The organism is Nonomuraea sp. NPDC046570 (assembly GCF_040645915.1).
GTDB lineage: Bacteria > Actinomycetota > Actinomycetes > Streptosporangiales > Streptosporangiaceae > Nonomuraea.
Genome location: NZ_JBEYZF010000001.1, coordinates 580,551 through 602,239, shown reverse-complemented (window position 1 = coordinate 602,239; position 21,689 = coordinate 580,551). Strand labels below are relative to the sequence as shown.

The window sequence follows — 21,689 nt, the reverse complement described above, 5'->3', positions numbered from 1 at the left end:
GGCTCAGCCCGTGGAGTGCGCGGCGGCCCGGTCCGCGGCGATGCGCTTGCGGGCGGCGAGCAGGACGGCCCTGGTCGTCTCGTCCAGGGACTCCGCCGCCGCGGCGCGTTTGGCGTCGCGGCGGTGCACGTCCGGCATGATCTTCTTCTCCAGCCTGCACTCGTGCGCGAGCGCGAGGAGCACGGTCGCCTCGGGGTCGTGCCGGAGGCCGCCGACGACCCCCCTGGCCCGCTCGATCGCGTCGTGCGCGAGCGCCGGCTCGCGCTGGAGGTAGCGGGTGGACGGGAAGATGCCGAGGAACCTGCTGTGCACCTCGCGCACCGCCTCGTTGCCCACCAGCCGCTCGAACAGCCGCCTGCGCAGCGCCTTCGACGCGATCGCGCGGACCCACCAGCCGGCGCTGCGCGGGCGCTCCTGGTCGACGCGGCGCAGGACCTCGTCCAGCACCCCGTCGCCGAGCCAGCCCCGCTGCGCGGCGAGGTCGCCGTCCTCGATCCGCAGGTGGCCGGAGAGGGCGATCTCGGCGAGCAGCGCGCCGGCCACCGCGAGATCGATCTCGGCGACCCTGCACAGCGGCTTGCCGTCGTTCGCGCGATGGGACATGAGGAGGAACTTCTCCGCGATCGTCACCTTCATGGCGTCACCTCGTGGTGTCCGACCCGCTCCAGCCTGTCCGCCCCCACCTGGTCGGAGAGCATGTACCCGAAGCCCCGTACGGTGTGCACGACGTTGATCCCCAGCGCGGCGAGGCGGCGGCGCAGCTCGCACACGTGCACCTCGATCACGTTCTGGCCGCGTGGGGTCGCCCCCCAGATCTGGTCCACGAGCCGGGACTTGCTGACCGCCTCCCCCGGCGTGTTCGCCAGCGCGTGCAGGATGGCGAACTGCGTCGGCGTCACCTCCAGCGGCGAGCCGTCCCAGCTGACCTGCCGCTGCCCGAGGTCGAGGGCCAGCCGCCCGACCTGCAGCCGCCGCGGCGGGGCGAGCCGCTCCCCGCGCTTGATCAGCGCGTTGGCCCGCATCAACAACTCCTCCATGCTGTACGGCTTGACCAGGTAGTCGTCCACGCCCGCCCGGAACCCGGCGAGCTTGTCGGCCAGCTCCGCCGAACGGCTGGTGGCCAGGACCGGCGCCGCGCTCCTGTCCCGGAAGCGGCGGACCGTGTCCGGCCCGTCGGCCCCGAGGTCCAGGCTGAAGATCAGCAGGCGGGCGCCGCCGCCGCGGTCGAGCACCTCGCCGTACACGGTGACCAGGGAGACCGTGTAGCCCTCGTCCCAGAGCGCCGGGATAAGGCTCTCCACCGTCACCAGATCGTCTTCGATCACTACAACCGATGCGGGGTCGCGATCCAGGGACATCGAATTTCCAGCTCTCTTGGATTCGGGCGCCAAAGTATATTGGCGCCGCTGGAAATAGCCGTCGATCTTCGGGGAGCGGGGACGGGGCGACTCCCCGGGGAGGGGTTCCGAAGATTCGTACGTAAGCTATGTGCCTCTGACTGACAGGTCAACCACACAAATCCAGACTTAACATGAAATTAGGATGTGTCTTGCTTCCCCGCATTACATGATCGTAGTCTCTGGGGAAATCGTCTGACCGCCGGCCTAGCGAGGCTAGATGCGAGTTCTCGTCGTGGAGGATGACAGGCGCCTGGCGAGGGCCCTCGGTGTGGGCCTGGCCAGACTCGGCTACGAGGTCGCCTACGCGGCCACCGGCGCCGCCGCCCGGACGGCCAAGGACTACGACGTGATGCTGCTCGATCTCTGCCTGCCCGATGAGGACGGGCTGGAGGTCTGCCGGCACGTGCGCGAGTACAGCGATGTCGCGATCATCATGCTGACCGCGCGCGGCGAGGAGCACGACTGCATCGTGGGCCTGCGCTCCGGCGCCGACGACTACGTCTCCAAGCCGTTCAGCATGGGTGAGCTGGGCGCCCGCATCCAGGCGGTGCTGCGCAGGTCGCACGGCGGGCAGCCGGGGCGGCTCACCTGCGGCGGCCTGGAGGTGGACCTGGAGGCCAGGGAGGTGCGCTACAAGAACCGGCTGGTCGCCCTGACGCCGAAGGAGTTCGCCCTGCTGGCCAGGCTGGCGCGCAACCACGGGGCGATCGTCAGCCGGGAGTGCCTGCTGCGGGAGATCTGGAAGGACAGTTCGACCAGCGCCAGCCGTACCCTCGATGTTCATATCACGACATTGCGAGCCAAGCTCGGAAAACCCGGTCCGGTGGAGACGGTGCGCGGAGTTGGCTACCGCCTCTCCACTGACGGAAAATTAGCGTGAGTGTCAGGGCAGGTCTGACGGTGCATCGACGTATTCGAATAATATTCCAGACACTTACCGCTGTGACGGCCATCTGTCTTGCCGTACCGTTGGCTGTAACATCGGCGAACTCATTAACACGTTCCATGTTCATCGACCGGCAAGCCGATACCACGCGGTTTACCGAGTTGGGTGAGCTGACGCTGCGCACGGGCCGTCCATTGGCCATGGAAGCGGAGTTCGCCAGATATCACGAACTCTTCGAGGTGGACGCGGCGTTATTCGACCGCTACGGGAAGCTGGTCGCCCGCTCGCGCCCCGAGCTGACGATCACCGCCGACATCCAGAAGGGTCTCGAAGTGGCCCTGTCCGGCGAGCAGCCCAGCCTGCGGGACACCATCTGGCCGTGGGACAGCCGCCCGCTGGTCGTGGCCGCGCCGGTCATCTCCGGTGACGAGACGGTCGGCGCCGCCGTGACGATCTCGGCCACCATCAAGTTACGCCAGTACACCCTCGGCACCTGGTGCATCTTCCTCAGCCTGAGCCTGCTGGCCCTGCTCTCCGCCAGAGGCGCCGTCCCCTGGCTCGCCCGCTGGATCCTGCGCCCCATCGTCGAGCTCGACCAGACCGCCAAGGCCATCGCGCGCGGCGAGCTGTCCTCCCGGGCGCGCATCAGCTCCGGTCCCGCCGAGCTGCGCGGGCTGGTCGAGTCGTTCAACGGGATGAGCGACATCGTCGAGGCGACGATCGCCAAGCAGCGCATGTTCGTCTCCTACGCCAGCCACCAGCTCCGCAGCCCCCTCACCGTGATCCGGCTCCAACTGGAGAACCTCGGCGCCGGGCTGGACGGCGAGGACGCGCACGAGCTGGCCGCGATCCTGGACGAGGTGGACCGGCTCGGCTACCTGTGCAAGGGCCTGCTCGCCTTCGCCCACACCGAGTCGGAGGCGATGGCGCTCACCGTCAAGGACATGGCCGCGATCGCCGACGAGCGGCTGACCCACTGGCAGGCCACCGCCTGCCGCAACGACATCGCCATCCGCAGGACCGGCGTGGACAGCGCCGTCGTCATGGCCGGCGCGAGCGTGATCGACCAGGTCCTGGACTCCTTCATCGAGAACGCCATCAAGTTCTCCGGCTGCGGAGCCCAGGTCGAGGTGCGCGTCGACGCGGGAGCGGACGGCTGGAAGGAGGCGTGGGTGATCGACAACGGCCCCGGGCTGCAGCCCGACGAGCACAGCCGCGCGACCGAGCCGTTCTGGCGCGGCCCCGCCACGCAGAACATCGACGGCTCGGGCCTCGGCCTGGCCATCTCCGCCACCCTGGCCGCCCGCTGCGGCGGGCACGTCGCGCTGCGCGCCGTGGAGCCGCACGGCCTGGCGGCGGGCATCCGCCTGCCGTCGGCCGCCGGAGCCGTGACATGAGGCGGGCGGGCGCCGTCGCGGTGACGATCGCGATCCTGCTCGTCTGCGCGGGCTGCGCGGGCCGCTCGATGAACCGCCTCGTCATCGCCACCGGCGGGCTCGGCGGCGTGTACAACCGGCTCGGCCACACCCTCGCCGAAGAGATGGAACGGCGCTGGAACATCCCCATAGAGGAGCGGATCACCGGCGCCTCGCTGGACAACCTCGAACTCGTCGCCGCCGGGAAGGCCGATGTCGGCTTCACCACGATCGACGCCGCCGCCCTCGCCGCCAGCGGCCAGGCCCCGTTCACCTCGCCGTCCCCGGTGGTCGCGCTGATGCGGCTGTACGACGAGTACCTTCAGGTCGTCGTGAGCCGCTCCGAGTCCGTCAAGACGCTGGCCGACCTGCGCGGCCGTACCATCTCCGTGGGTTCGGAAGGCTCCGGGACGGAGTTGCTCGCGCTGCGGCTGCTCGACCTGATCGGCCTGTCCCCCGGCGAGGTCACCCTCGTCCGCCTCGGGGTCGCCGAGTCGGCCGAGGCGCTCCGCTCCCGGAAGATCCAGGCGTTCTTCTTCACCAGCGGCCTTCCCGCGCCGGCCATCTCCGAGCTGTCCAGGAGCATGCCCATCCGGCTGGTGCCGACCGACCGCTACCTCGACCAGCTCCAGGAGCGCTACGACAACGTCTACCTCCGGCGCTCGATCCCGTCCGGGACCTACGGCTCGACCGTCGAGACCCCCACCATCGGGGTCGCCAACATCCTGGTGGTCAACAGCGCGATGACCAAGATCGCGGCCTATGACCTGACCCGGATGGTGTTCTCGCTTCGGGACGTGCTGGCGACCACCCACGTCGCCGCGCGCTACCTGCACGAGAGCTCGGCCATCAAGACGCTGCCGATCGAGCTGCATCCGGGCGCGGTGCGCTTCTACCGGGAGGCCAAGACGGCCGTCACCGCGGGCTGACCCCTCACCCGCCGGGAGCGGCCAGCCCGTGCCGGAACGCGTACGCGACCGCCTGTGCCCGATCGCGCAGGTTGGTCTTGGCGAACAGGTTGTTGATGTGCGTCTTCACCGTGGTCTCCGAGATGCACAGCTCCCCGGCGATCTCGCCGTTCGACCTGCCCTCCGCGATCAGCCGCAGCACCTCGGCCTCGCGCGGGGTGAGCCCGTCCGGCAGCGCGGGAGCGCGGCCCTGCCGCTCGGACACCACCGCCTCCAGCAGGCGGCGCTGGATGACCGGGTCGAACTGGGCGGCCCCCTGCCGTACCGAGGCGATCGTCCTGGCGATCTCCTCGGCGTGCGCGCCCTTCGTCAGGTAGCCGCGCGCCCCCGCCGTCAGCGCGGCGAAGACCGACGCGTCGTCGGAGTAGGTGGTCAGCACCACCACCTGGATGTCGGGATGGGCCTGCCGGATCCGGCGGGTCGCCTCCACGCCGTCCATGCGCGGCATCCGCAGGTCCATCAGGACGATCTCGGGCAGCCGCTCGGCCACCAGCCGCAGCGCCTCCTCGCCGTTGGCCGCCGCGCCCACCACCTCGATGTCGGGCAGCAGCCCGAGCAGCAGCACCAGCCCCTCGCGCACGACGGTCTGGTCGTCCACCACGATGACCCTGGTCATGCCGGCACCCGCAACCGCACGAGAAACCCCTCGCCCTCCACCCCGGCCTCCAGGACGCCGCCGATCAGCTCGGCGCGCTCCCGCATGCCGATCAGGCCGTACCCCTGGCCGGAGTCGACCAGCTCGCCAGGGCTCCCGCCCTCGTTGCGCACCTCCAGCTCACACCACTCGCCGTCGTCGCGCAGGGTCAGCTCGACCCGGGAGCGCGGGGCGTGCTTGCGCACGTTGGTCAGCGCCTCCTGAGCGGTACGCACCACCGCGAGCCGCGCCTCCGGCACCAGCTTGGGACTGCCGGTCACGGTCACCTTGCAGGCCGAGCCGACCGCCGCCTGGAACTCCCCCGCGAGCCGGTCCAACTGCTCGGCCAGCGGAAGCTCGTCGCCGCGCAGCGCCTCCACCGCCCGCTGCGCCTCCTCCAGCGCCCCACGGGCCAGCCCACCCGCCCGATCCACCCGATCCAGCACCGCCGCTTTGTCGCCGTCGCGCTCCAGCAGCAGCCGGGCCCCCTCCAGATGCACGATCTGCGCCGACAACGAGTGCGCGAGGATGTCGTGGATCTCCCTGGCCATCCTGGTCCGCTCGGCCAGTACGGCCTCGCGCGAGCGCGCCTGCGCCGTCGCCAGCGCCTGCTGGCGGGCCTCGACAAGCTGCCGGGCGATGGCCGCGAACAGGATCTGGAACACCACCCCCACGGCCGACCAACCGTTCTGCTCGAACGGCAGCCCCACGATCGTGCCCGTCGCGAGCACACCCAGCGCGTCAAGCAGCCCCACCGCGACGGCCTGCCTCGGCGGCGCCAGGAACATCGCCATCCACGGGATGAGAAAGACGAACGCGAACCCGCTGTACGGCACCAGCGCGTGCAACCCGAGCGCGCACGCGCCCGAAACGACCAGCAGCGGCACGACCCACCGGCGCCACCTGCGCCACAGGGCGAGCAGGCAGCCGAACCCGGCGATCAGGGCGAGCGCCAGCGCCAGCAGGGTGCCGGGCCAGCCCAGCTTCCCGACAGCGTGCGCGCCCGCGAACAGCGGGCCGTACAGCAACCAGAGCGCGAACAGCGGGCCGAGCACCCGGCGCACCCACGGGTGGGAGATCGCCTCGGGGAACGCCGATTCGATCATAAGTTGACGATATGCGGCAGATGGCCCGCGCGTAAGATGGATTCCCGCTTCCACCCACGGGTGGAACGAAGATCCACCCGTGGGACCGTGGCCCCGAGGCCGGCGTGGGCGATGGTCGGAACATGTCCACGATCACCGTGAGCCGACTCAGCAAGTCCTTCGGGGCCGTCCAGGCGGTCCACGACCTGTCGTTCACCGTGGAGCCGGGCACCATCGCCGGATTCCTCGGCCCCAACGGCGCCGGCAAGACCACCACCCTGCGCATGCTCCTCGGGCTGGTGAAGCCGAGCAGCGGCACCGCCCTCATCCACGACCGCCGGTACGCCGACCTCGCCTCACCGATCACGCAGGTCGGCGCCGTCCTCGAAGCGACCGCCTTCCACCCCGGCCGCACCGCCCGAGTCCACCTGCACGTGCTGTGCAAGGCGGCCCGGCTGCCGCTGAGCCGCGCCGACGAGGTGCTGGAAGAGGTCGAGATGACCTCGGCGGCGGACCGGCGGGTCGGCGGGTTCTCGCTCGGCATGCGCCAGCGGCTCGCGCTCGCCTCGGCGCTGCTCGGCTCCCCCCGCACGCTGATCCTCGACGAACCCGCCAACGGGCTGGACCCCGAGGGCATCCACTGGATGCGCGCCTTCATCCGCTCGTACGCGACGTCCGGCCGCACCGTGCTCGTCTCCAGTCACGTGCTCGCCGAGATCGAGCAGGTCGTCGACCACGTCGTCATCATCCGCTCGGGACGGCTGGTGTGGGAGGGGACGCTGGGCGAGCTCACGGCCGGGCGGACGCTGGAGGACGCCTACCTCCACCTGACCAGAGAGGCGCAGTCATGATCGACCTCATTCGGGCGGAGCTGCTGAAGATCCGCGCCACCCGGAGCACCTGGTACCTCGGCGTCTCCGCCGTCCTCTTCTGCGCCGGATGGGCCGCGCTGAGCGCGCTGGTCTTCCTGGGCAGCGCCGCGCAGGAGACGATGTCGGCCGAGCAGGAGATCACCAACGTCTACCAGATGGCGCAGATGGCCTTCCCGTTCACGCTGCTCCTCGGCCTGGTCGGGATGTCGGGCGAGTACCGGTACCAGACCATCACCTGGTCGTTCCTGGTCTCCCCCCGCCGCGACCACGTGGTGATCGCCAAGCTGCTGGCCTACGGGGTGCTCGGGCTGATCGTCGGCGTCGTGTGCGCGGTCACCACGGCGGCGGCGTCCGCGCTGTTCCTGTCGGTGCGCGGGAGCGCGGTGGTGGCGCCCGCCGTACCGCTGGTGCTGCTGGGGGCGGTGGCCAGCAGCCTGCTGTTCGCGGTGCTCGGGGTCGCGATCGGCGCCCTCATCCGCAACCAGGCCGTCGCCATCGCGCTCTCCCTCACCTGGTTCTTCTACATGGAGTACGCCCTGATCGCCTTCTTCCCCGAGTACGCCCGCTGGCTCCCCGGCGGCGCGGCCAAGGCGGTCAGCGGCATGCACCTGTCCACCGGCGAACTCCTCCCCGCCTGGGCCGGGGGCCTGCTCTTCATCGGCTACACCCTCCTCGCCGCCACCTTCGCCAGCCGCACCACCCTGCGCCGCGACGTCACCTGACCCCCGCCGCTCACCCTGATCGGCTACCCTGCGGCCGGTGAACCAGCCCCTGCGGGTGCGGGCCAGCCGGGTACGGCTGGGCCGCGACGACTACCGCGTCCTCCGCCCAGCCCGCCCCCCATTGCGCGCCTTCCTGCACGACGACCGGAGATGGGCGCTGGCCATGTACGCCGACCGCGCGGCCGTGCACGTCCTGGCCACCGCCTGGGCACTGGCCACCCGATCCCGGCACTCCCTCGTCTACCTGCCCATCCGGACCAACACCCCACCCGACGGCCTCCACGACGTGCCGGAGCCACTGGACATCGTCCTCATGCACCACTCGGCCCATCTCCTGCCACTGCTGACCAACACCCCCACGGACGCGAACCACCACCTCTGCGCGGAAATCAACGCGGGACGCTGGGGCGAGGTGTCCGGCGGCACATGCGCCGCACTCCTCCACGTCGAATACAACGACACCTGGAAGCTGTGACCTGCGCCGGTCACCCTTCCAAAGGAATGAGCTTGGCCAGGAAGTCCCGCAGGGCGGGGTCCACGGCGTGGATTACCGTGCCGCGCATCCCGCGGGTGAGCAGCACCTTGTAGACGTTGCGGACGAGTGGGTCGAATTCGGTGTCGGGGACCGTCTTGTGGCTCTTGAAGGCCGGGTCCTTGTTCTCCTTGCGCACGGTGACCAGCCGCCTGTCGTGGACGGTGAGGTCGGGGCCGAGGATGACGCCGTTCCAGTCGTACTCGAAGCCCTGGGCGGTGTAGACGCAGCCCACCTGGCCGAAGCCGTTCGGCTCGCTGGCCCACAGCATGCTGGGCGGGGCGTCGCCGACCGCGCGATCCTTCTTGACGTTCCAGGGGCGCGCCCAGTCGCCGATGACCACGTCGTTGACGAGGGTGTCGTCGCGGAGCGGGTCGCTCCAGGGCCAGCAGAAGCCCGCCGTCATGCGAGCAGTGCCGGGCTTGGCGCGCAGGGCGGCCTCGAGTTCGTGCGGGGTGTGCGCGAGCCGTACCTCGAAGTCCTCGTCGCCGTCCCACGTCGCCGGTCCGCCCTCGGCCAGGCCGAGGAGGCGGCGCACCCACGTCTCGTACTTGCGGCTGCCGCCGCAGCGGAACTGCTCGTCCAGGGAGACCACCTGGACCTCGAAGCCCTTGGCGCGGGCACAGGTCTCGATGGCCGCCACGGTGCCGAGTTCGCCGGGCCGTACCACCTGGTGTTCGTCCAGCAGGAAGACCGGTACGCGGGCCGCGGCGAGCAGTTCGTCGAGCTGGCTGCGGCCGGTCCGCCTGGCAGCCGGTGTGAAGCGGTTGGTGGAGGTCTCGCGGATGCGGTGGGCCTCGTCGCAGATCAGCACGTCCAGGCCGTTCTGCTCGGCGTCGGTGAAGCTGTTGAAGTACATGAACAGGTTCTTGATCCGGCTGCTGCCCCGGCCCGGGTAGCGGCGCATGGTCTGGGTGAAGGACTGCGACCCGGTGGCGTGCAGCGCGGTACGGCCCTGCCGGTACAGCTCCCCGAGCAGCGACAGCGCGATGACGCTCTTGCCGCTGCCCGGACCTCCGGTGACGATGACGACCTGCTTGAGGTCGGCGCGGCGGGCCCTCTCGACGGCGCGCATGACCTTCTCGTAGGCGACCTGCTGCTCGTCCAGCAGGGTGAACTGCTCGCGCTCGCGGATCTCCTTGGCCGCGTACGTCATGAGCTGCTTGCTCGGCGCCACCGCGCTGTGCAGCAGCCGGTCGGCGGCTCCGGCGCCGGGCTTGCCGGCCAGCCGCTCGCCCAGGTAGCGGAGGAAGTCGCCGCGGCGCTGCTTGGTGAACAGCCGGCTGTACTCGTCGCGGACCTGGTCGGACAGGCCGTCCACGTCCAGGTCCATGGCGTTGTGCAGGTAGGCGGCGCCGTACACGGCGTCGGGCCGGTTCCGCAGGACGCCGAGGAAGTCGCGCATGTACTCGCAGTAGCGGCGGACCTGCTCGGCCGGGTTGAGCGTCTCGCCGCCCGGCATGCCCTCCACGATGACCAGGTGCTCGCCCAGGTCGGACGGCTCCGCGCGGGTCCACTGCTTGAGCTCGACCACGACATAGGAGTCCTCGCCGGTCCTCGGGTGCACCCCGGCCAGCACCACGTCGGCGCGCTTGCTGGTCAGCGGGAGCTTGTACTCCACCAGCATCTCGACCTCGTGCAGCCCCGCGTCGGCCAGATCGCGGGCGAGCGCGGGCAGGCTGCGCCCCCAGGACCTGATCTCGGACGGGGACGGCCCGCGCCCGGTGGTCATCCGCACGTGCTCGGCGATCACCTCCGCCAGCGCGGCCTCGTTGGGCGAGGCGAGCAGGTTCTCGACAGACAGCCGTAACGCCGTCACGGGCTTCCCCCAGGCAGCACGAGAGAACTCGTGCGGGTGGGGGCCTATCCGCTCCGGCGTGAGCCGTACGAACGCGGAAGCCCGTCGGGCCGCATCACATGGTCATCAAGAGGTTAGCGGGGGCGCCTTCCTCGCGGAACCGTGATAGGAGGCGGGGTCGTAGCGGCGGGCGTTCTCGTCGAGTTTGGTATTGGCGGCGGCGGTGAGGTCGATGCCGAGCGTGTCGGCCAGCCGTACCAGGTAGAGGAGTACGTCGCCGAGTTCGGCGCGGACCTTGGCGAGGGTCGCCGGGTCGAGGTTCTGGGATTCGGCGGCCGTGAGCCACTGGAACTCCGCGACCAGTTCGCCCACTTCGCCGGAGAGGGCCATGGCCAGGTTCTTCGGGGTGTGGAACTGCTCCCAGTCCCGGGCCCGCGCGAACTCACGCAGCCGTACGGCCAGCCGCTCCAGTTCCGTCGTCACACCACGCGACCATACCCGCCCCACCTCACGCGAGGTGCGTGTCCCGCACCAGCTTTCCCGTACGGAGATTCTGTCGGCCCCGGTTGCTATACATGGCGCCATCACCCCGACAACCTAGGGATAGGCCGATGGCGTTCGTCACCTTCCGCGATGAGAGTGCGACAGGCAAGGCGCTGGACGAGTTCTCCCTGCCCGACCTGCCCGACCGGATCTCCGCCCGCGAGCTGGTACGGCTGCGCGTGCGCGAGGAGGTGGCCCGCCACAACGCCGCCCCTTCGGAGCACTTCCGCGGCCTGGTCAAGCCCACCGACGCCGAAGCCGAGCTGAACGGCTACCGCATGCGCGCCGCCCGCAGGCTCGACTGGGAGAAGCAGGCCGACGCCGCCGAGAAGGCGTTCGCCCGCAACGGCTTCATCCTGCTCATCGGCGACCGCCAGCTCGACGACCTCGACGAGGAGGTCGACCTGACCGCCGACCCGGTGGTGTCCTTCATCAAGTTGGTCCCGCTGGTCGGTGGCTGAGGTGGACCTGGAGCTCTTCCACTCGTATCACCTGAACGACGCGGAGCGGGCGACGTTCGAGCGACTCGACGCCACGACCGGGCCGCTCGGCGAGGGGTGCGACGACGCCGAATGGCGGATGCTCGGCATATGGGCGCAGACGCGACTGCCTCTCGGCCGGCAATGTGACGACGGCGTACACCTGATGGAGGTGATCCGGGAAGCGGCGAACCGTCCCGGCTGGTCCCGCCGCGAGATGCACCTGCTGTGGAATGCGGCGGCCACGAGGATGGCCGACCAGCCCATCGACTACGCCGAGCTGTATCGGGGGCCACTCGCGGCCGCGGCCCAGCTCCCCTACTACGAGCGGCGCGCCACGCTGATCGGGACGCCGATGTGGCTCGCCCAGTCCTGGCCGTCCGCCTGGGTCTTCCTGCGGGAGCAGGTCGAGGCGCTGCTGGCCGAGCCGGAGACCGACGATCCCGCGGAGCTCGTGCGCTTCGCCATGTGGGAGGAGGACCCGTTCGCGACACGGCTGATCTCCGCGTACGCCCCGCGCCTGGCCGCGCCCGGCGTCCTGCCCCTGCTGCGGCACTGGACCACCGCCACCGCCGCCAATCCCAGCCCCCGCTGGCTCAGGCGCACCGGCGACCTGCTGTCCGCCGACGCGGTCGCGGTGCTCAGGGACGTGTTGTCGCTGCTCGTCACCCACCGGGAGCAGAGCGCCCTGCAGCGCCACCACTACTACGACCGCACCGAGATCGTCTACCTGAACGAGTTCACCTCCTTGACGCTGCGCGGCATGGTGTGGACCTGCGAGCTGGTCGACGAGCCGTGGGTGACCGCGCTGCTGGGCGACGTGGCGGTGGCCACCGGGACCGGGATGGGCGGGTCGGGCTCGAAGTCGCGCAGCGAGCGGCTGGCCAACGCCGCCATCGGGGTGCTCGCCCGGCGCGGCGGGCTGGAGGTGATCGCCCAGCTTGCCCGGGTGCAGGCCAAGGTGCGGAAGAAGGCCATTCTGGCGAGGGTCGACAAGACGCTGGAGGCGATAGCCGTACAGACCGGTATGTCTGCCGAGCAGTTGCTGGAGAGGACCGTGCCCGCCTTCGGCCTCGGGCCGGACGGCACCCGCACCGAGCACGGCCTGCGCCTGTCCCTGGACGGGACGATCACCTACGAGGGCCGCAAAACCATCCCCAAGGCGATCCGGCAGGAGCGCGCCGACCTGCTGGCCGAGCTGCGCGCGACGGCCAAGGAGCTGAAGAAGGCGCTGCCCGCCGAGAGGTTCCGCATCGAGCGGGCGCTGGCCACCGAGCGCATCTGGCGCTGGCGCGACGTCTGCGAGCACTACCTCGACCATCCGGTCACCGGGCCGTACAGCAGGACGCTGATCTGGGAGATCCTCCAGGGCCCCGCCGGGCTCCCCGTCCAGGTGGACGGCGTCTGGGAACTCACCGACCCCGCCGGGCGCCGCATCCAGCCGGACCCCGGCACGCCGGTCAAACTCTGGCACCCCATCTTCCACACCGTCGGCGAGGTACGCGCCTGGCGCGACCACCTCCTCACCCTCGGCCTGCGCCAGCCCTTCAAACAGGCCTTCCGCGAGATCTACCTCCTCACCCCGGCCGAGGAACGCACCCACACCTACTCCAACCGCTTCGCCCGGCACATCCTGCGGTACGGCCAGGCGAAGGCCCTGCTGACCGAGCGCGGATGGACCGGCGTGTCCCTGGGACACTGGGACTACGCGGGCGGCGCCGGCCAGTGCCAGGCGGTCAAGGAGCTGGCCGGCTGGACGATCGAGTGGAGCATGAGCGTCTGCTCGGACGCCGAAGCCGACAACTGGGGGACGGTGTCGGCCTGCGTCACGGACCGGATCCGCTTCCTCCGGGGCGGCGAGAGCGCGCCGCTGTCCGAGGTGCCGCCCCTGGTCCTGTCCGAAGCCCTACGGGACGCCGACCTGGCCGTCGGGGTCACCTCCACCGGACTGGACCCGGCGGGACACGGCGAGTACTGGCACTCGTACAGCTTCGGCCCTCTCACCGAAACCGCTCAAGTCCGCCACGATGCCCTCACCCGACTGCTGCCCCGCCTCGCCATCGCCGCCCGCTGCACGCTCACGGACCGCTTCCTGCAGGTCCGCGGCGACCTCCGCACCTACCGCATCCACCTCGGCTCGGGCAACATCCTCATGGACCCCAACGACGCCTACCTCTGCATCGTCCCCCACCACACGACCGACCCCCTCTTCCTCCCCTTCGAGGAGAACGGCGGCACCCTGTCAATCATCCTCTCCAAGGCCTTCCTCCTGGCCGCCGACACCACCATCACCGACCCGTCCATCACCCGCCAGATCCACATGTGAACAGGGGCCCGCGCGATGCCAGCGTTCACGCTCCCTGCCGTCGCTCCGCCGCCCCGTCCAGGAGCTCGGCCACCGTACGCCGCGGCCGTCCCTTGCCCACCCCACGGAATCGACGCAGCATCTCCGCCCGCACCTGAGCCGCCTGATCCCGCACAACCCGCAGCAGAAGCCGATCCTTCTCCTCCCCGTCCAGCCCCACCACCCAAGCCGCCAACTCCCCCGGGTCATCTTGTACGGCCCGCAGTTCGGCACAGCCGTCAGCCGCGACGGCGAGCAGGTCGGAGTCGAGACGGAGAAAGTCGGCCAGGGCCCGCTGCGGGGCGGTGAGCGTGCCCAGCCCCGCCGGCACCGGCGGCTCCAGCACGTCCTCGGCCTCATACCCGAAGGCCTCCTCGTCCCTCTCCCAACTGCCGTACGCCGACAACCAGGCCAGGTAGAGCGACCGCAGGTCCCCGGCGGCGAGTTCGGCCCGGATACCGACGACGGCCGACAGAGGCACCTCCAGGTGCTCGTCCCACTCACCGGACTCATCCTCACTGGTGAACTCAAGAATCACGTGATCGCCGGCCGTCCAGGACGACACCAGTTCCCCGACGCGGTACTGCCGCGCGATGTCCGGATCGAGCAGGGTGCCCGGCAGGCGGAACATGATCCGGTGCGTGCCCCAGTTGGCCAGATACAGGTGCGCGTCGTAGTAGCGCTCCATCATCCGGCCGGGATCGCCCTTGAAATCGCCCCACTCGTACTCGTTGGTGAAACTGGTGGCGCTGATCCTCGCCCGGGTGGACAGCGTGCGGACCTCAGCTTGCTCACCCGCGTCCAGCGGCCGATCCACTGCCAGAAACTCGTAGTACTGGTACTCGCTCATCGTGCACGGCCTCCGGGGGCAGAACGTCCATGCGGAAATCCACCATCTCATCACATGGTGGAGGGGCTTGATCAGCGACCGTCCCGCCCATGTGGCACAGCCCTTCACCCACCTGAGCGTCCCCAACACGACAGGTGCTTCACGCCTTCGCCCGTGCCAGGAGCGTTTCATCGCACCCCTGCGCCCCGAGGACGTGGCCGCCGAACTGCGCAGGGAGAGCGACGACCACTCGCCCAGGCGCTGAACCAACCGTTGAGCAACCCCCGGCTCTTCCGCTTTGGCGTCCGCCCTGGCGTGTCGGCGCCCTCCGGCATCGCGTCCGACGCCTTCCCACTGTACGGCCAGCCGTAACAACCTCTTGTGGTCCGCCTCCCTCCAGCCGGGAGAGCAGGATGGCGATCCGCGGCGCCGGAGTTGGCCAGGTCCGCGATGAACCGGTTGATGTAGCCGATCAACCTTTCCTTAAGGGCGATGAACCGCGTGCCACGCCGTCCGACCCCGGCCGCCACACCTTGGCGAGAAGCGCCGCCATCCGGATCTCGCCGCAAATCTGCCGCACCGGCTCCTACGAGCGTCGCGGCAGGCCGAACAGCGTGCGGGACCGCTCCTAAACCCGTGAGCTGTGGTTCCGGCCGTGGCGCTTCGACACCGACTCCTACGGGTCGGTGCCCTCGACCGCGCCGTTTAGCGGTCGTCCCTCGGAGGCTCCGTGGGCCGGGAGGCTGGCGGTGGCGATGACGCTTCGCTCTGCAAGGGGCGAAGCGTCATCGCCACGGACGTCCTGGCCGACCTTCGCCCCTGACAGTGTTCGCCGCCCCTGCTCAGTCTTGCTCGTCATCAGGTTCGTCACGGCTGGCGGCTAGCAGTTCCAAACCCGTAAGACTCTGAGTGAACATGGTCAACGGGTTCGCGGAGCCGACCACCTGGCCGCTCAAGTCCCTCGCCTCGCCCGTCCCCCTTCGAGCCAGTCGCAGAGTGAGGCCCCACTTGTTGTCCTTCCCCTTTCTGGGGGTCGCGGCGACTGCGCGTATCTGGCTCTCGAACTCGTCGACGGTGCACTGCGACTTCCACAGGAAGAAGTAGCGTTCCCATTCGGTACGCGGGTCTTCATGGCCGGGCAGCAGCGCGCTGGCGTTCACCTGATCTGACGAGATCACCGCCAGCAGGGCGAGGTTGGCCGAATAGTACGCATACCTCCGGGCCTGACCCGCCCGGCGTGGAAGGTACGCCTGCGAGGAGGTGTCGCTCCGCACGTCGATCTCATGGAACAGTTCAAGCAGAAGATCGCGCCAGCGCTCCTTCTCTCCCCTCATCTCGGCCAGTTCCTGCAGGAAACCGACCAGTGGTGCGCGGGACGAGAGGGTGGACCAGGACAGCAGGGAACGGAGCAGGCTGTCGTTCAGATCCGCGAGGAGCCGACCGCGAGGCCGGGCGACCATTTCGCTCAGGAGCGACGCGACCAGCCGGGCAATGAGGAACTCGCCGAACGTCGCATGCAGGAACTCGTACGTCTGCAGGACATCGGCGTCACGGGTGGCCTGCGCCTCGTACACGAAGAAGAAGCGGCCGAACACACGCTCGCTCGCGCTGAGCGGGGTGGCGAAGCCGGATCCGCGTGGCGACGGCGAGTGAAGCACATCGAGGTCGCCGTCCAACTCCTCAACGGCGACCCACTGCCGACGCCGGTTGAACATGGAAAAGGCGGCGAACGCCAGCTTCTGTAGCTCCTGCTCCACCTGATCGGCCACCCGGTCCGGTGGATAGGTCTTCTCCAGCTCCCGTTCGGCGAAGCGAATCATCAGCCGTTCATACAGTTCCGCCTGTCTGAACCTGGACATGACGCTGCGCAGCGCGTTGCCGTCGGCATCGTAGAAGGCCAGCATCAGCAGCAGAAGAGGCTGCGCGGCCAGATCCTGGCGAGCCAAGGCGAGGTCGAGCGCGAATGGCTTTAAATTATTCTGCAGGAAATAGATAGCATTAGCCTGATTCCATACACGCAGCCATCGGCCGATCTGCCCCTCGTCAAACGGCTCAAGTCGAGCGACAACAGTTTTCGACGGAATCCTGGCACAATGCGCGACGGCCGTTCTGGACGTCACGATGACCGCCACCGCACGATCCATGGCCAGCTGTTGCTCTTGAAACCTGACCACCTTGGCGAGGTAGTCAGACTGTTTCAATCCGGTGGCCTGCAGCAGCTCGTCGAACCCGTCGAGAATCACCACAGGCAGCGCCCCGCAGGCGGACCTCGCCAGCTCAGGCCAGGACAAATGTTCACCGATCGCGTTGTAGATGGCCTCCTCGATTTGCTCCTGGATGCCGGCGTTCGCCGAGACTTCACGAAGTGGCACTCGAATGGAGAGGAAGTCAGCGGGAAGGCGAGCCCCGAGCACTTTGGAGAGAACGGATTTACCCGCGCCAGGCTGTCCGAGCACGATCAGCGGCACCTGACTCGCTGCGGATCTCGTGAGAAATCCGGCAAGAAACCCGGCCAAGTCCTCGCGGACCTCTTTGCCAATCCACCATGACTCCAAGCTGGGATTGTCTCCGGCTGTCACTTCGCCGGTACGAAATCTTTGTGTGATGTACGCCTCCTCAAGGGTGGGTAGTTGCATCCCAGACGGCACATCACCCCCTTCGGCCACACTGTGTCCCAGCGCGCAACGATGTCTTCTCTTCAGCCCCTCAAGCTGATCAGGCAGCGCTTGGCCAGAGGTCACACGCGACAGCAGGCGCTCCAGTTCGGCCAAGCCCGCGCGAGTGGCTTGATGTTCGACCATGTTCGCCCACATAGCGAACTCCGAGACATCCACAGACAGCCGCCGGTAACTGTCCTCGTAGCGGGCGACCGCGAGATCAGGTAGGCGTATTCTTATCTGGCCGCTGACGGCCTCCCACTCATGCGGCCTGAGCTGGTCACTGACAGCGAGTCCCCGCAAGAAGGCGAGAAGCTGTCGGACCCAATCGCGATACTGCTCGCCAACCCTTGCCTTGATGGCCTCGAATGGATACTGCGGTGACGGGCACGCTGGGATTTCGAGCGCCTCCAACCGCATCATCATATGCCGTTGAATCGCCGCTGCCCTGTTTCGACCGAACCGCATCATCCCATCTTCCCTGCCCTTCAGTTCTCCAGAACTGAAGGGCAGGTCCAGACCATCCACGGCCTCGAAAAAAGACGCGACCACCAGAATGGTGTTCGCGGCCTCAATCCGCTTGGTTCGACTGAGCCAGTCACCGTCGGAGCGCCATTCTCGCCACCTCCCCAGAAGGTCGTTGCAGACCTTGACTAGCTCGTTCTTCGCGTCGATCAGATCCCAGAGACCGAGCGTGCCGACACTGAGCGCGGTGTCCAGGGATCTAATCAGCGGGTCGACACCCCCCAGCAGGCGCACCGCGTCGCCATACCGGTACTCACCGTCCATGCACAGAATTATGGCCTTCAGGGAAGGCCAGCATGAGCATTTCACAACATAAGGCCGAAGACTACCCGCGGAATGCGACAGACCCACCCGGGAAGACATTAGCTGCCCAGCTCACTGGAAAACCGTTCGGAACCTCCGCAAGCAGTACTACCCTAAAGCACTTCAATATTCTCATTTCGCACAATAGCGACACAGTCGGCGGCCAGCCTCCGCTGATCAGCCGGACACGCACCTCATCGTCGAACATGTCGTGGTATCCGGTCACGCGGATTGGGACGGCGAGGGCGGTAGCAGGGCGACGAGGGCCAGCAAGGCGAGGGCCGCCGGGATGCCCCAGGTGAGGACGGCGGGGATGGCGGTGGCCGTCGCCTCGGGGGTTGGGGGCTGGGCTTGGAGTTCGCGGGTGAGCAGGTTGCCGAAGATCGCCACCCCGAGGGACATGCCGAGCCCCCGGACCGACACCGCGGCGGAGGTGGCGGCCGCCAGGTCCGCGGGCGTGGCCGCGTTCTGCGCCACGACCACCAGGTTCTGCATCATCAGCCCGAATCCCACGCCCAGGACGCCGAGTTCCACGGCGAGCACGGTGTAGGCGGTGCCGGGTTCGAGCCGGCTCAGCAGCGCGAACCCGAGCGCCACGACCGCCGCCCCGGCGAGCAGGTAGGGCTTGAACCGCCCGCTCGCCCCGATCCGCGCCCCGGCGAGCGCGGACACCGCGATGAACGGGATGACGTACGGGTTGAGCGCGAGGCCCGCCTGGGTGGCGCTCATGTCGTAGGCGTTCCGCAGGTAGGTGGGCAGGTACACGATGGAGCCGCCGAGCAGCGCCCCGAGCAGCGCGGTGGCGGGCAGGGCGACGCGCAGCGCGGGGTTGGCGAACAGCCTCGGCGGAAGCAGCGGATCGGCGGCGCGCCCCTCCCACCACACGAAGATCGCCACCAGTACGGCGAAGGCCCCGGCGAGGGCGAGGATCGTGCCGGAGGTCCACGCGTGGGCACGACCGCCCCACTCGGCGACCAGCAGCAGGCTCACGACGGCCCCCGCGATCAGAGCGGAACCCGCGATGTCGATCCCCTTCCCGCCGCCCGCCTTGGGCAGTCGCAGCGCGTACGCGACCAGGGCGGCACTGAGCAGGCCGAGGGGCACGTTGATGTAGAAGATCCAGCGCCAGCCGGCGGTGTCGGTGATGACCCCGCCGGCGAGCGGGCCGCCGACGGCGGCGAGGGCGAAGATCCCGCCGGTGAATCCCTGGATCCGGCTGCGCAGGCGCTCCGGGTACAGCTCGGACAGCGCGATGGTGGGCAGGACGAACAGCGCGCCCGCCCCGACGCCCTGCAGCGTACGGGCCGCCACCAACTGGGGCACCGACTGCGCCGCGCCGCACAGGGCGGAGCCGGCGAGGAACACGACGATGGCGGCGACGAAGACGTCGCGCCGTCCGAAGCGGTCGCTGAGGCGGCCGTAGAGGGCGCCGGTGGTGGTCGAGGCCAGCACGTAGGAGGTGACGACCCAGCCGATCGCGTCCATGCCGCCCAGGTCGGCGGCCATGTCCGGCAGCGCGATGGCGACCACTGTCTGGTCCAGGACGGACAGCAGCATGCCGATCAGCAGGCCGGCCGTGGCGAGTGGAACGCTGCCGCCGCGGGCCGGGGCGTGGAGTTCACGGGACATGACGCTCGGCCTCTGGCTGCGGGAACGGGTTGGCGAGTCCGAAGTCCGCGCTGAGCAGGTCCTGGTCGATGACCGTGGCGGCGACGGTGCCGCTGGCGGCGGCGACGATGACGGCGGCCATCGGCATGGGGACGGTGGCGCGCCGGGCCATGTCCCCGGCCGCGTACACGCCGGGCACGCTGGTCTGGCCGAACTCGTTCACTTCGACGCAGCCGTCGGGGAAGGTCGCGCAGCCGAGGCGGGCGGCCAGGTCGGAGCGCTGGCGCGGCACGTTGGCGATGAACACCGCTTCGCGGGCGAGCGGCGGGCCGTTCTCGAACACGAGTTGTTCGAGTTGGTCGCCGTCGGCCTCCAGGCGGGAGAGGGCTCCGCAGCGCACCGTGACGCCGTGGGTCTCCAGCGTGGTTCGCAGCGCCGGGTCGAGCGGTGCGTCCCCGGTGCAGAGGATGACGTCGGCGGCGAAGCGGCTGAGTTGCAGGGCCAGCCGTACCCGTGGCGGTTCCGCGCCGATCACCGCGACGAGTTTGCCGGTGCATTCGTAGCCGTGGCAGTAGGGGCAGTGGAAGGCGGATCTGCCCCAGAGAGGGGCGAGTCCTCGCAGGTCGGGCAGTTCGTCGGCCAGGCCGGTGGCGAGCAGGAGGCGGCGCGCGTCCGCCGTGCCGCCGCCGGACAGGGACAGGCGGAACCCGCCATCGTCCAGGACGGTGACGCCGGTGACGGTGTCGTGGCGCGTCCGGACGCCCGGGTAGGCGGACAGGTCGTGGTGGCCGAGTTCGCGCAGGCGGGCGGGTGGGGTTCCGTCGCGGGTGAGGAAGTTGTGCACCGCCTCGGCCGGGGCGTTGCGGCCTTCGCCCGCGTCGAGCAGGAGCACCTCGCGGTGGGCCCGGCCCAGCGTCAGCGTCGCGGACATCCCGGCCGGGCCTCCGCCGATCACGACGGCGTCGAACGTCTTCTTGCTTGACATGGCGAGAAGTCTGCAAGTTAATGTCAACATGAAGTCAAGTGGGCCCATGCGCATCGGCGAACTCGCCGAGCGGTTCGATCTCGCGCCGCATGTGCTTCGCCACTGGGAGGCGATGGGCCTGCTGATCCCGGCCGCCAGGGTGAACGGCCGCCGTCAGTACACCCCTGACCACATCGTCCGGGTCATGACGATCATCCGCGCCAAGGCGGGCGGGATGAGCCTGGAGCAGATCCGGGACATGCTCAGCGTCTCCGACCCGGCCGAGCGCCGGGAACTCCTCCGGCGGCAGCACGCCGAGCTGGAGCGCCGGCTTCAGGAGATCTCGGCGTCCAAGGCGTTGATCGAGCACATCATGCGGTGCCGGGCCGACGACTTCACCCAGTGCCCCGACTACCAGCGCGTGGCCGAGGCATGGAATCCCCGGGAGGACACGTGCGTGCTGCCGTCTTGACCGCCCCCTACTCGGGTACGCGGACGACCAGGCCGGTGGCGCGCAGCATGGCCGCCCGCACCTGATCGGGCTCGTCGCCTCGCCGCAGGCTGGCCATGGCCGCCGCGTTCACCGCGCCCATGAGCGCGCCGACGATGGCGGCGGCGTCGATGTCGTCCAACTCGGCCGGGTACGCCCGTCGCAGCGCGGCGGCCAGGTGGGTCTGGGCCTCGAAGAGCAGGTGCAGCATCCGCGCCAGGAGCGCGGGCTCCGCCAGGACCAGGCGGGCGCGTAGCGGCGCCATGCCGGTGACCAGGTCGCCGGACCAGGTGTTGGCGATCATCTGTTCCATCGCGCGCGTCAGGACCTCGGCCATCGGGTCGTCCGGCTGACGGTCGGCGATCACCCTGAGGCCCAGGTCGACGCGCACCCACGGGTCGGCGAAGAGCACGTCCTCCTTGGCCGGGAAGTGTAGGAAGAAGGTCCGCGCGGACACGTCGGCGGCCGCCGCGATGTCCGCGACCGTGGTGTCCTCGAACCCCTTCTCCTCGAACAGCCGCGCCGCCGCGTCGATCAGTGCCGTGCGGGTGCGCCGCTTCTTGCGTTCTCTCATCCCGAGGTCTTCGGCCACGACCAGACCCTACTACAGTGCCTGTATCGCTTCACTCAATGCA

The 21,689-nt window shown here is 69.3% G+C and carries 21 protein-coding genes; 10 read left to right on the top strand and 11 right to left on the bottom strand.

The genetic code is table 11. The features are described 5' to 3' along the window. Positions 1-3: 3 nt before the first annotated feature. Both ABZ911_RS02845 and ABZ911_RS02840 read right to left on the bottom strand, forming a co-directional pair. Positions 4-636, bottom strand: coding sequence for a GPP34 family phosphoprotein (locus tag ABZ911_RS02845; protein ID WP_358051017.1), 633 nt, complete (start codon positions 634-636; stop codon positions 4-6). Beyond that, complete coding sequence (locus ABZ911_RS02840; protein ID WP_358051014.1) at positions 633-1,325, bottom strand: response regulator transcription factor; 693 nt, start codon at positions 1,323-1,325, stop codon at positions 633-635. The genes ABZ911_RS02845 and ABZ911_RS02840 overlap by 4 nt, the downstream gene beginning before the upstream one ends. Positions 1,326-1,617: 292 nt before the next feature. Here ABZ911_RS02840 and ABZ911_RS02835 point away from each other — a divergent pair, with 292 nt between their 5' ends. The 3 genes from ABZ911_RS02835 (at position 1,618) to ABZ911_RS02825 (ending at position 4,630) form a co-directional block, all read left to right on the top strand. Beyond that, entirely contained in the window at positions 1,618-2,280 is a 663-nt protein-coding gene (locus ABZ911_RS02835) for a response regulator transcription factor (RefSeq protein WP_358051011.1), read from the top strand. Positions 2,281-2,447: 167 nt separating this feature from the next. Then, the gene (locus ABZ911_RS02830; RefSeq protein WP_358051010.1) at positions 2,448-3,683 is read left to right on the top strand and encodes a HAMP domain-containing sensor histidine kinase; all 1,236 of its coding nucleotides are present in this window, start codon (positions 2,448-2,450) and stop codon (positions 3,681-3,683) included. Further along, positions 3,680-4,630: a TAXI family TRAP transporter solute-binding subunit gene (locus ABZ911_RS02825; RefSeq protein ID WP_358051007.1), complete on the top strand. Its 951-nt coding sequence runs from the start codon at positions 3,680-3,682 to the stop codon at positions 4,628-4,630. Before ABZ911_RS02830 ends, ABZ911_RS02825 begins: the two co-directional genes overlap by 4 nt. A gap of 4 nt (positions 4,631-4,634) precedes the next feature. On the opposite strand, the gene ABZ911_RS02820 is transcribed toward ABZ911_RS02825, so the two are convergent. Together ABZ911_RS02820 and ABZ911_RS02815 are read right to left on the bottom strand one after the other, a co-directional pair. Continuing rightward, positions 4,635-5,285, bottom strand: coding sequence for a response regulator transcription factor (locus ABZ911_RS02820; RefSeq protein WP_358051004.1), 651 nt, complete (start codon positions 5,283-5,285; stop codon positions 4,635-4,637). After that, complete coding sequence (locus tag ABZ911_RS02815) at positions 5,282-6,409, bottom strand: sensor histidine kinase (protein WP_358051001.1); 1,128 nt, start codon at positions 6,407-6,409, stop codon at positions 5,282-5,284. Before ABZ911_RS02815 ends, ABZ911_RS02820 begins: the two co-directional genes overlap by 4 nt. Before the next feature lie 122 nt (positions 6,410-6,531). On the opposite strand from ABZ911_RS02815, the gene ABZ911_RS02810 reads away from it, so the two are divergent. Genes ABZ911_RS02810 through ABZ911_RS02800 form a run of 3 tightly spaced genes read left to right on the top strand, consistent with a single transcriptional unit; the run spans position 6,532 to position 8,457 of the window. Continuing rightward, positions 6,532-7,239 carry an ABC transporter ATP-binding protein gene (locus ABZ911_RS02810; protein WP_358050998.1) on the top strand — a complete coding sequence of 236 codons (708 nt, stop codon included), beginning with the start codon at positions 6,532-6,534 and terminating at the stop codon, positions 7,237-7,239. Beyond that, on the top strand, positions 7,236-7,982 hold the full coding sequence (locus ABZ911_RS02805; protein WP_358050995.1) for an ABC transporter permease: 747 nt from the start codon (positions 7,236-7,238) through the stop codon (positions 7,980-7,982). Before ABZ911_RS02810 ends, ABZ911_RS02805 begins: the two co-directional genes overlap by 4 nt. A 37-nt stretch (positions 7,983-8,019) precedes the next feature. Continuing rightward, positions 8,020-8,457 (top strand): hypothetical protein, encoded by a 438-nt coding sequence (locus ABZ911_RS02800; RefSeq protein ID WP_358050992.1) that lies wholly within the window; start codon positions 8,020-8,022, stop codon positions 8,455-8,457. A gap of 10 nt (positions 8,458-8,467) precedes the next feature. Here the strand turns inward: ABZ911_RS02800 and ABZ911_RS02795 are convergent, their stop codons facing one another. Both ABZ911_RS02795 and ABZ911_RS02790 read right to left on the bottom strand, forming a co-directional pair. Beyond that, positions 8,468-10,333, bottom strand: coding sequence for a DUF2075 domain-containing protein (locus ABZ911_RS02795; RefSeq protein ID WP_358050990.1), 1,866 nt, complete (start codon positions 10,331-10,333; stop codon positions 8,468-8,470). A 105-nt stretch (positions 10,334-10,438) separates the two neighbouring features. Beyond that, positions 10,439-10,795 (bottom strand): nucleotide pyrophosphohydrolase, encoded by a 357-nt coding sequence (locus ABZ911_RS02790; protein WP_358050987.1) that lies wholly within the window; start codon positions 10,793-10,795, stop codon positions 10,439-10,441. A 128-nt stretch (positions 10,796-10,923) separates the two neighbouring features. Between ABZ911_RS02790 and ABZ911_RS02785 the strand changes: the two genes are divergently transcribed. Together ABZ911_RS02785 and ABZ911_RS02780 are read left to right on the top strand one after the other, a co-directional pair. Next, on the top strand, positions 10,924-11,316 hold the full coding sequence (locus ABZ911_RS02785; protein WP_358050984.1) for a hypothetical protein: 393 nt from the start codon (positions 10,924-10,926) through the stop codon (positions 11,314-11,316). Then, on the top strand, positions 11,309-13,660 hold the full coding sequence (locus tag ABZ911_RS02780) for a DUF4132 domain-containing protein (RefSeq protein ID WP_358050981.1): 2,352 nt from the start codon (positions 11,309-11,311) through the stop codon (positions 13,658-13,660). Before ABZ911_RS02785 ends, ABZ911_RS02780 begins: the two co-directional genes overlap by 8 nt. 25 nt (positions 13,661-13,685) lie before the next feature. On the opposite strand, the gene ABZ911_RS02775 is transcribed toward ABZ911_RS02780, so the two are convergent. Beyond that, entirely contained in the window at positions 13,686-14,528 is an 843-nt protein-coding gene (locus tag ABZ911_RS02775; RefSeq protein ID WP_358050978.1) for a hypothetical protein, read from the bottom strand. Positions 14,529-14,595: 67 nt separating this feature from the next. Between ABZ911_RS02775 and ABZ911_RS02770 the strand changes: the two genes are divergently transcribed. After that, a complete protein-coding gene (locus tag ABZ911_RS02770) occupies positions 14,596-14,772 on the top strand; it encodes a hypothetical protein (protein WP_358050975.1) in 177 nt (58 codons plus the stop codon). Positions 14,773-15,349: 577 nt separating this feature from the next. On the opposite strand, the gene ABZ911_RS02765 is transcribed toward ABZ911_RS02770, so the two are convergent. The 3 genes from ABZ911_RS02765 to ABZ911_RS02755 form a co-directional block, all read right to left on the bottom strand. Continuing rightward, complete coding sequence (locus tag ABZ911_RS02765; RefSeq protein ID WP_358050972.1) at positions 15,350-17,953, bottom strand: hypothetical protein; 2,604 nt, start codon at positions 17,951-17,953, stop codon at positions 15,350-15,352. Between the two features lie 261 nt (positions 17,954-18,214). Continuing rightward, positions 18,215-19,621 carry a DHA2 family efflux MFS transporter permease subunit gene (locus ABZ911_RS02760; RefSeq protein ID WP_358050969.1) on the bottom strand — a complete coding sequence of 469 codons (1,407 nt, stop codon included), beginning with the start codon at positions 19,619-19,621 and terminating at the stop codon, positions 18,215-18,217. Next, positions 19,611-20,585, bottom strand: a complete 975-nt coding sequence (locus ABZ911_RS02755; RefSeq protein WP_358050966.1) for an NAD(P)/FAD-dependent oxidoreductase — start codon at positions 20,583-20,585, stop codon at positions 19,611-19,613. The genes ABZ911_RS02760 and ABZ911_RS02755 overlap by 11 nt, the downstream gene beginning before the upstream one ends. Positions 20,586-20,631: 46 nt before the next feature. Here ABZ911_RS02755 and ABZ911_RS02750 point away from each other — a divergent pair, with 46 nt between their 5' ends. Beyond that, entirely contained in the window at positions 20,632-21,036 is a 405-nt protein-coding gene (locus ABZ911_RS02750; protein WP_358050963.1) for a MerR family transcriptional regulator, read from the top strand. A gap of 7 nt (positions 21,037-21,043) precedes the next feature. On the opposite strand, the gene ABZ911_RS02745 is transcribed toward ABZ911_RS02750, so the two are convergent. Next, positions 21,044-21,646: a helix-turn-helix domain-containing protein gene (locus tag ABZ911_RS02745; protein ID WP_358050961.1), complete on the bottom strand. Its 603-nt coding sequence runs from the start codon at positions 21,644-21,646 to the stop codon at positions 21,044-21,046. Between the last annotated feature and the right edge of the window lie 43 nt (positions 21,647-21,689).

Excerpts from the sequence above, each read along its gene's own strand:
- ABZ911_RS02805 (WP_358050995.1), top strand. The coding sequence starts at position 7,236 with ATGATCGACCTCATTCGGGCGGAGCTGCTGAAGATCCGCGCCACCCGG.
- ABZ911_RS02810 (WP_358050998.1), top strand. The coding sequence starts at position 6,532 with ATGTCCACGATCACCGTGAGCCGACTCAGCAAGTCCTTCGGGGCCGTC.
- ABZ911_RS02760 (WP_358050969.1), bottom strand. The coding sequence starts at position 19,621 with ATGTCCCGTGAACTCCACGCCCCGGCCCGCGGCGGCAGCGTTCCACTC.
- ABZ911_RS02775 (WP_358050978.1), bottom strand. The coding sequence starts at position 14,528 with ATGAGCGAGTACCAGTACTACGAGTTTCTGGCAGTGGATCGGCCGCTG.
- ABZ911_RS02835 (WP_358051011.1), top strand. The coding sequence starts at position 1,618 with ATGCGAGTTCTCGTCGTGGAGGATGACAGGCGCCTGGCGAGGGCCCTC.
- ABZ911_RS02785 (WP_358050984.1), top strand. The coding sequence starts at position 10,924 with ATGGCGTTCGTCACCTTCCGCGATGAGAGTGCGACAGGCAAGGCGCTG.
- ABZ911_RS02845 (WP_358051017.1), bottom strand. The coding sequence starts at position 636 with ATGAAGGTGACGATCGCGGAGAAGTTCCTCCTCATGTCCCATCGCGCG.
- ABZ911_RS02755 (WP_358050966.1), bottom strand. The coding sequence starts at position 20,585 with ATGTCAAGCAAGAAGACGTTCGACGCCGTCGTGATCGGCGGAGGCCCG.
- ABZ911_RS02820 (WP_358051004.1), bottom strand. The coding sequence starts at position 5,285 with ATGACCAGGGTCATCGTGGTGGACGACCAGACCGTCGTGCGCGAGGGG.
- ABZ911_RS02765 (WP_358050972.1), bottom strand. The coding sequence starts at position 17,953 with ATGGACGGTGAGTACCGGTATGGCGACGCGGTGCGCCTGCTGGGGGGT.
- ABZ911_RS02750 (WP_358050963.1), top strand. The coding sequence starts at position 20,632 with ATGCGCATCGGCGAACTCGCCGAGCGGTTCGATCTCGCGCCGCATGTG.
- ABZ911_RS02825 (WP_358051007.1), top strand. The coding sequence starts at position 3,680 with ATGAGGCGGGCGGGCGCCGTCGCGGTGACGATCGCGATCCTGCTCGTC.
- ABZ911_RS02815 (WP_358051001.1), bottom strand. The coding sequence starts at position 6,409 with ATGATCGAATCGGCGTTCCCCGAGGCGATCTCCCACCCGTGGGTGCGC.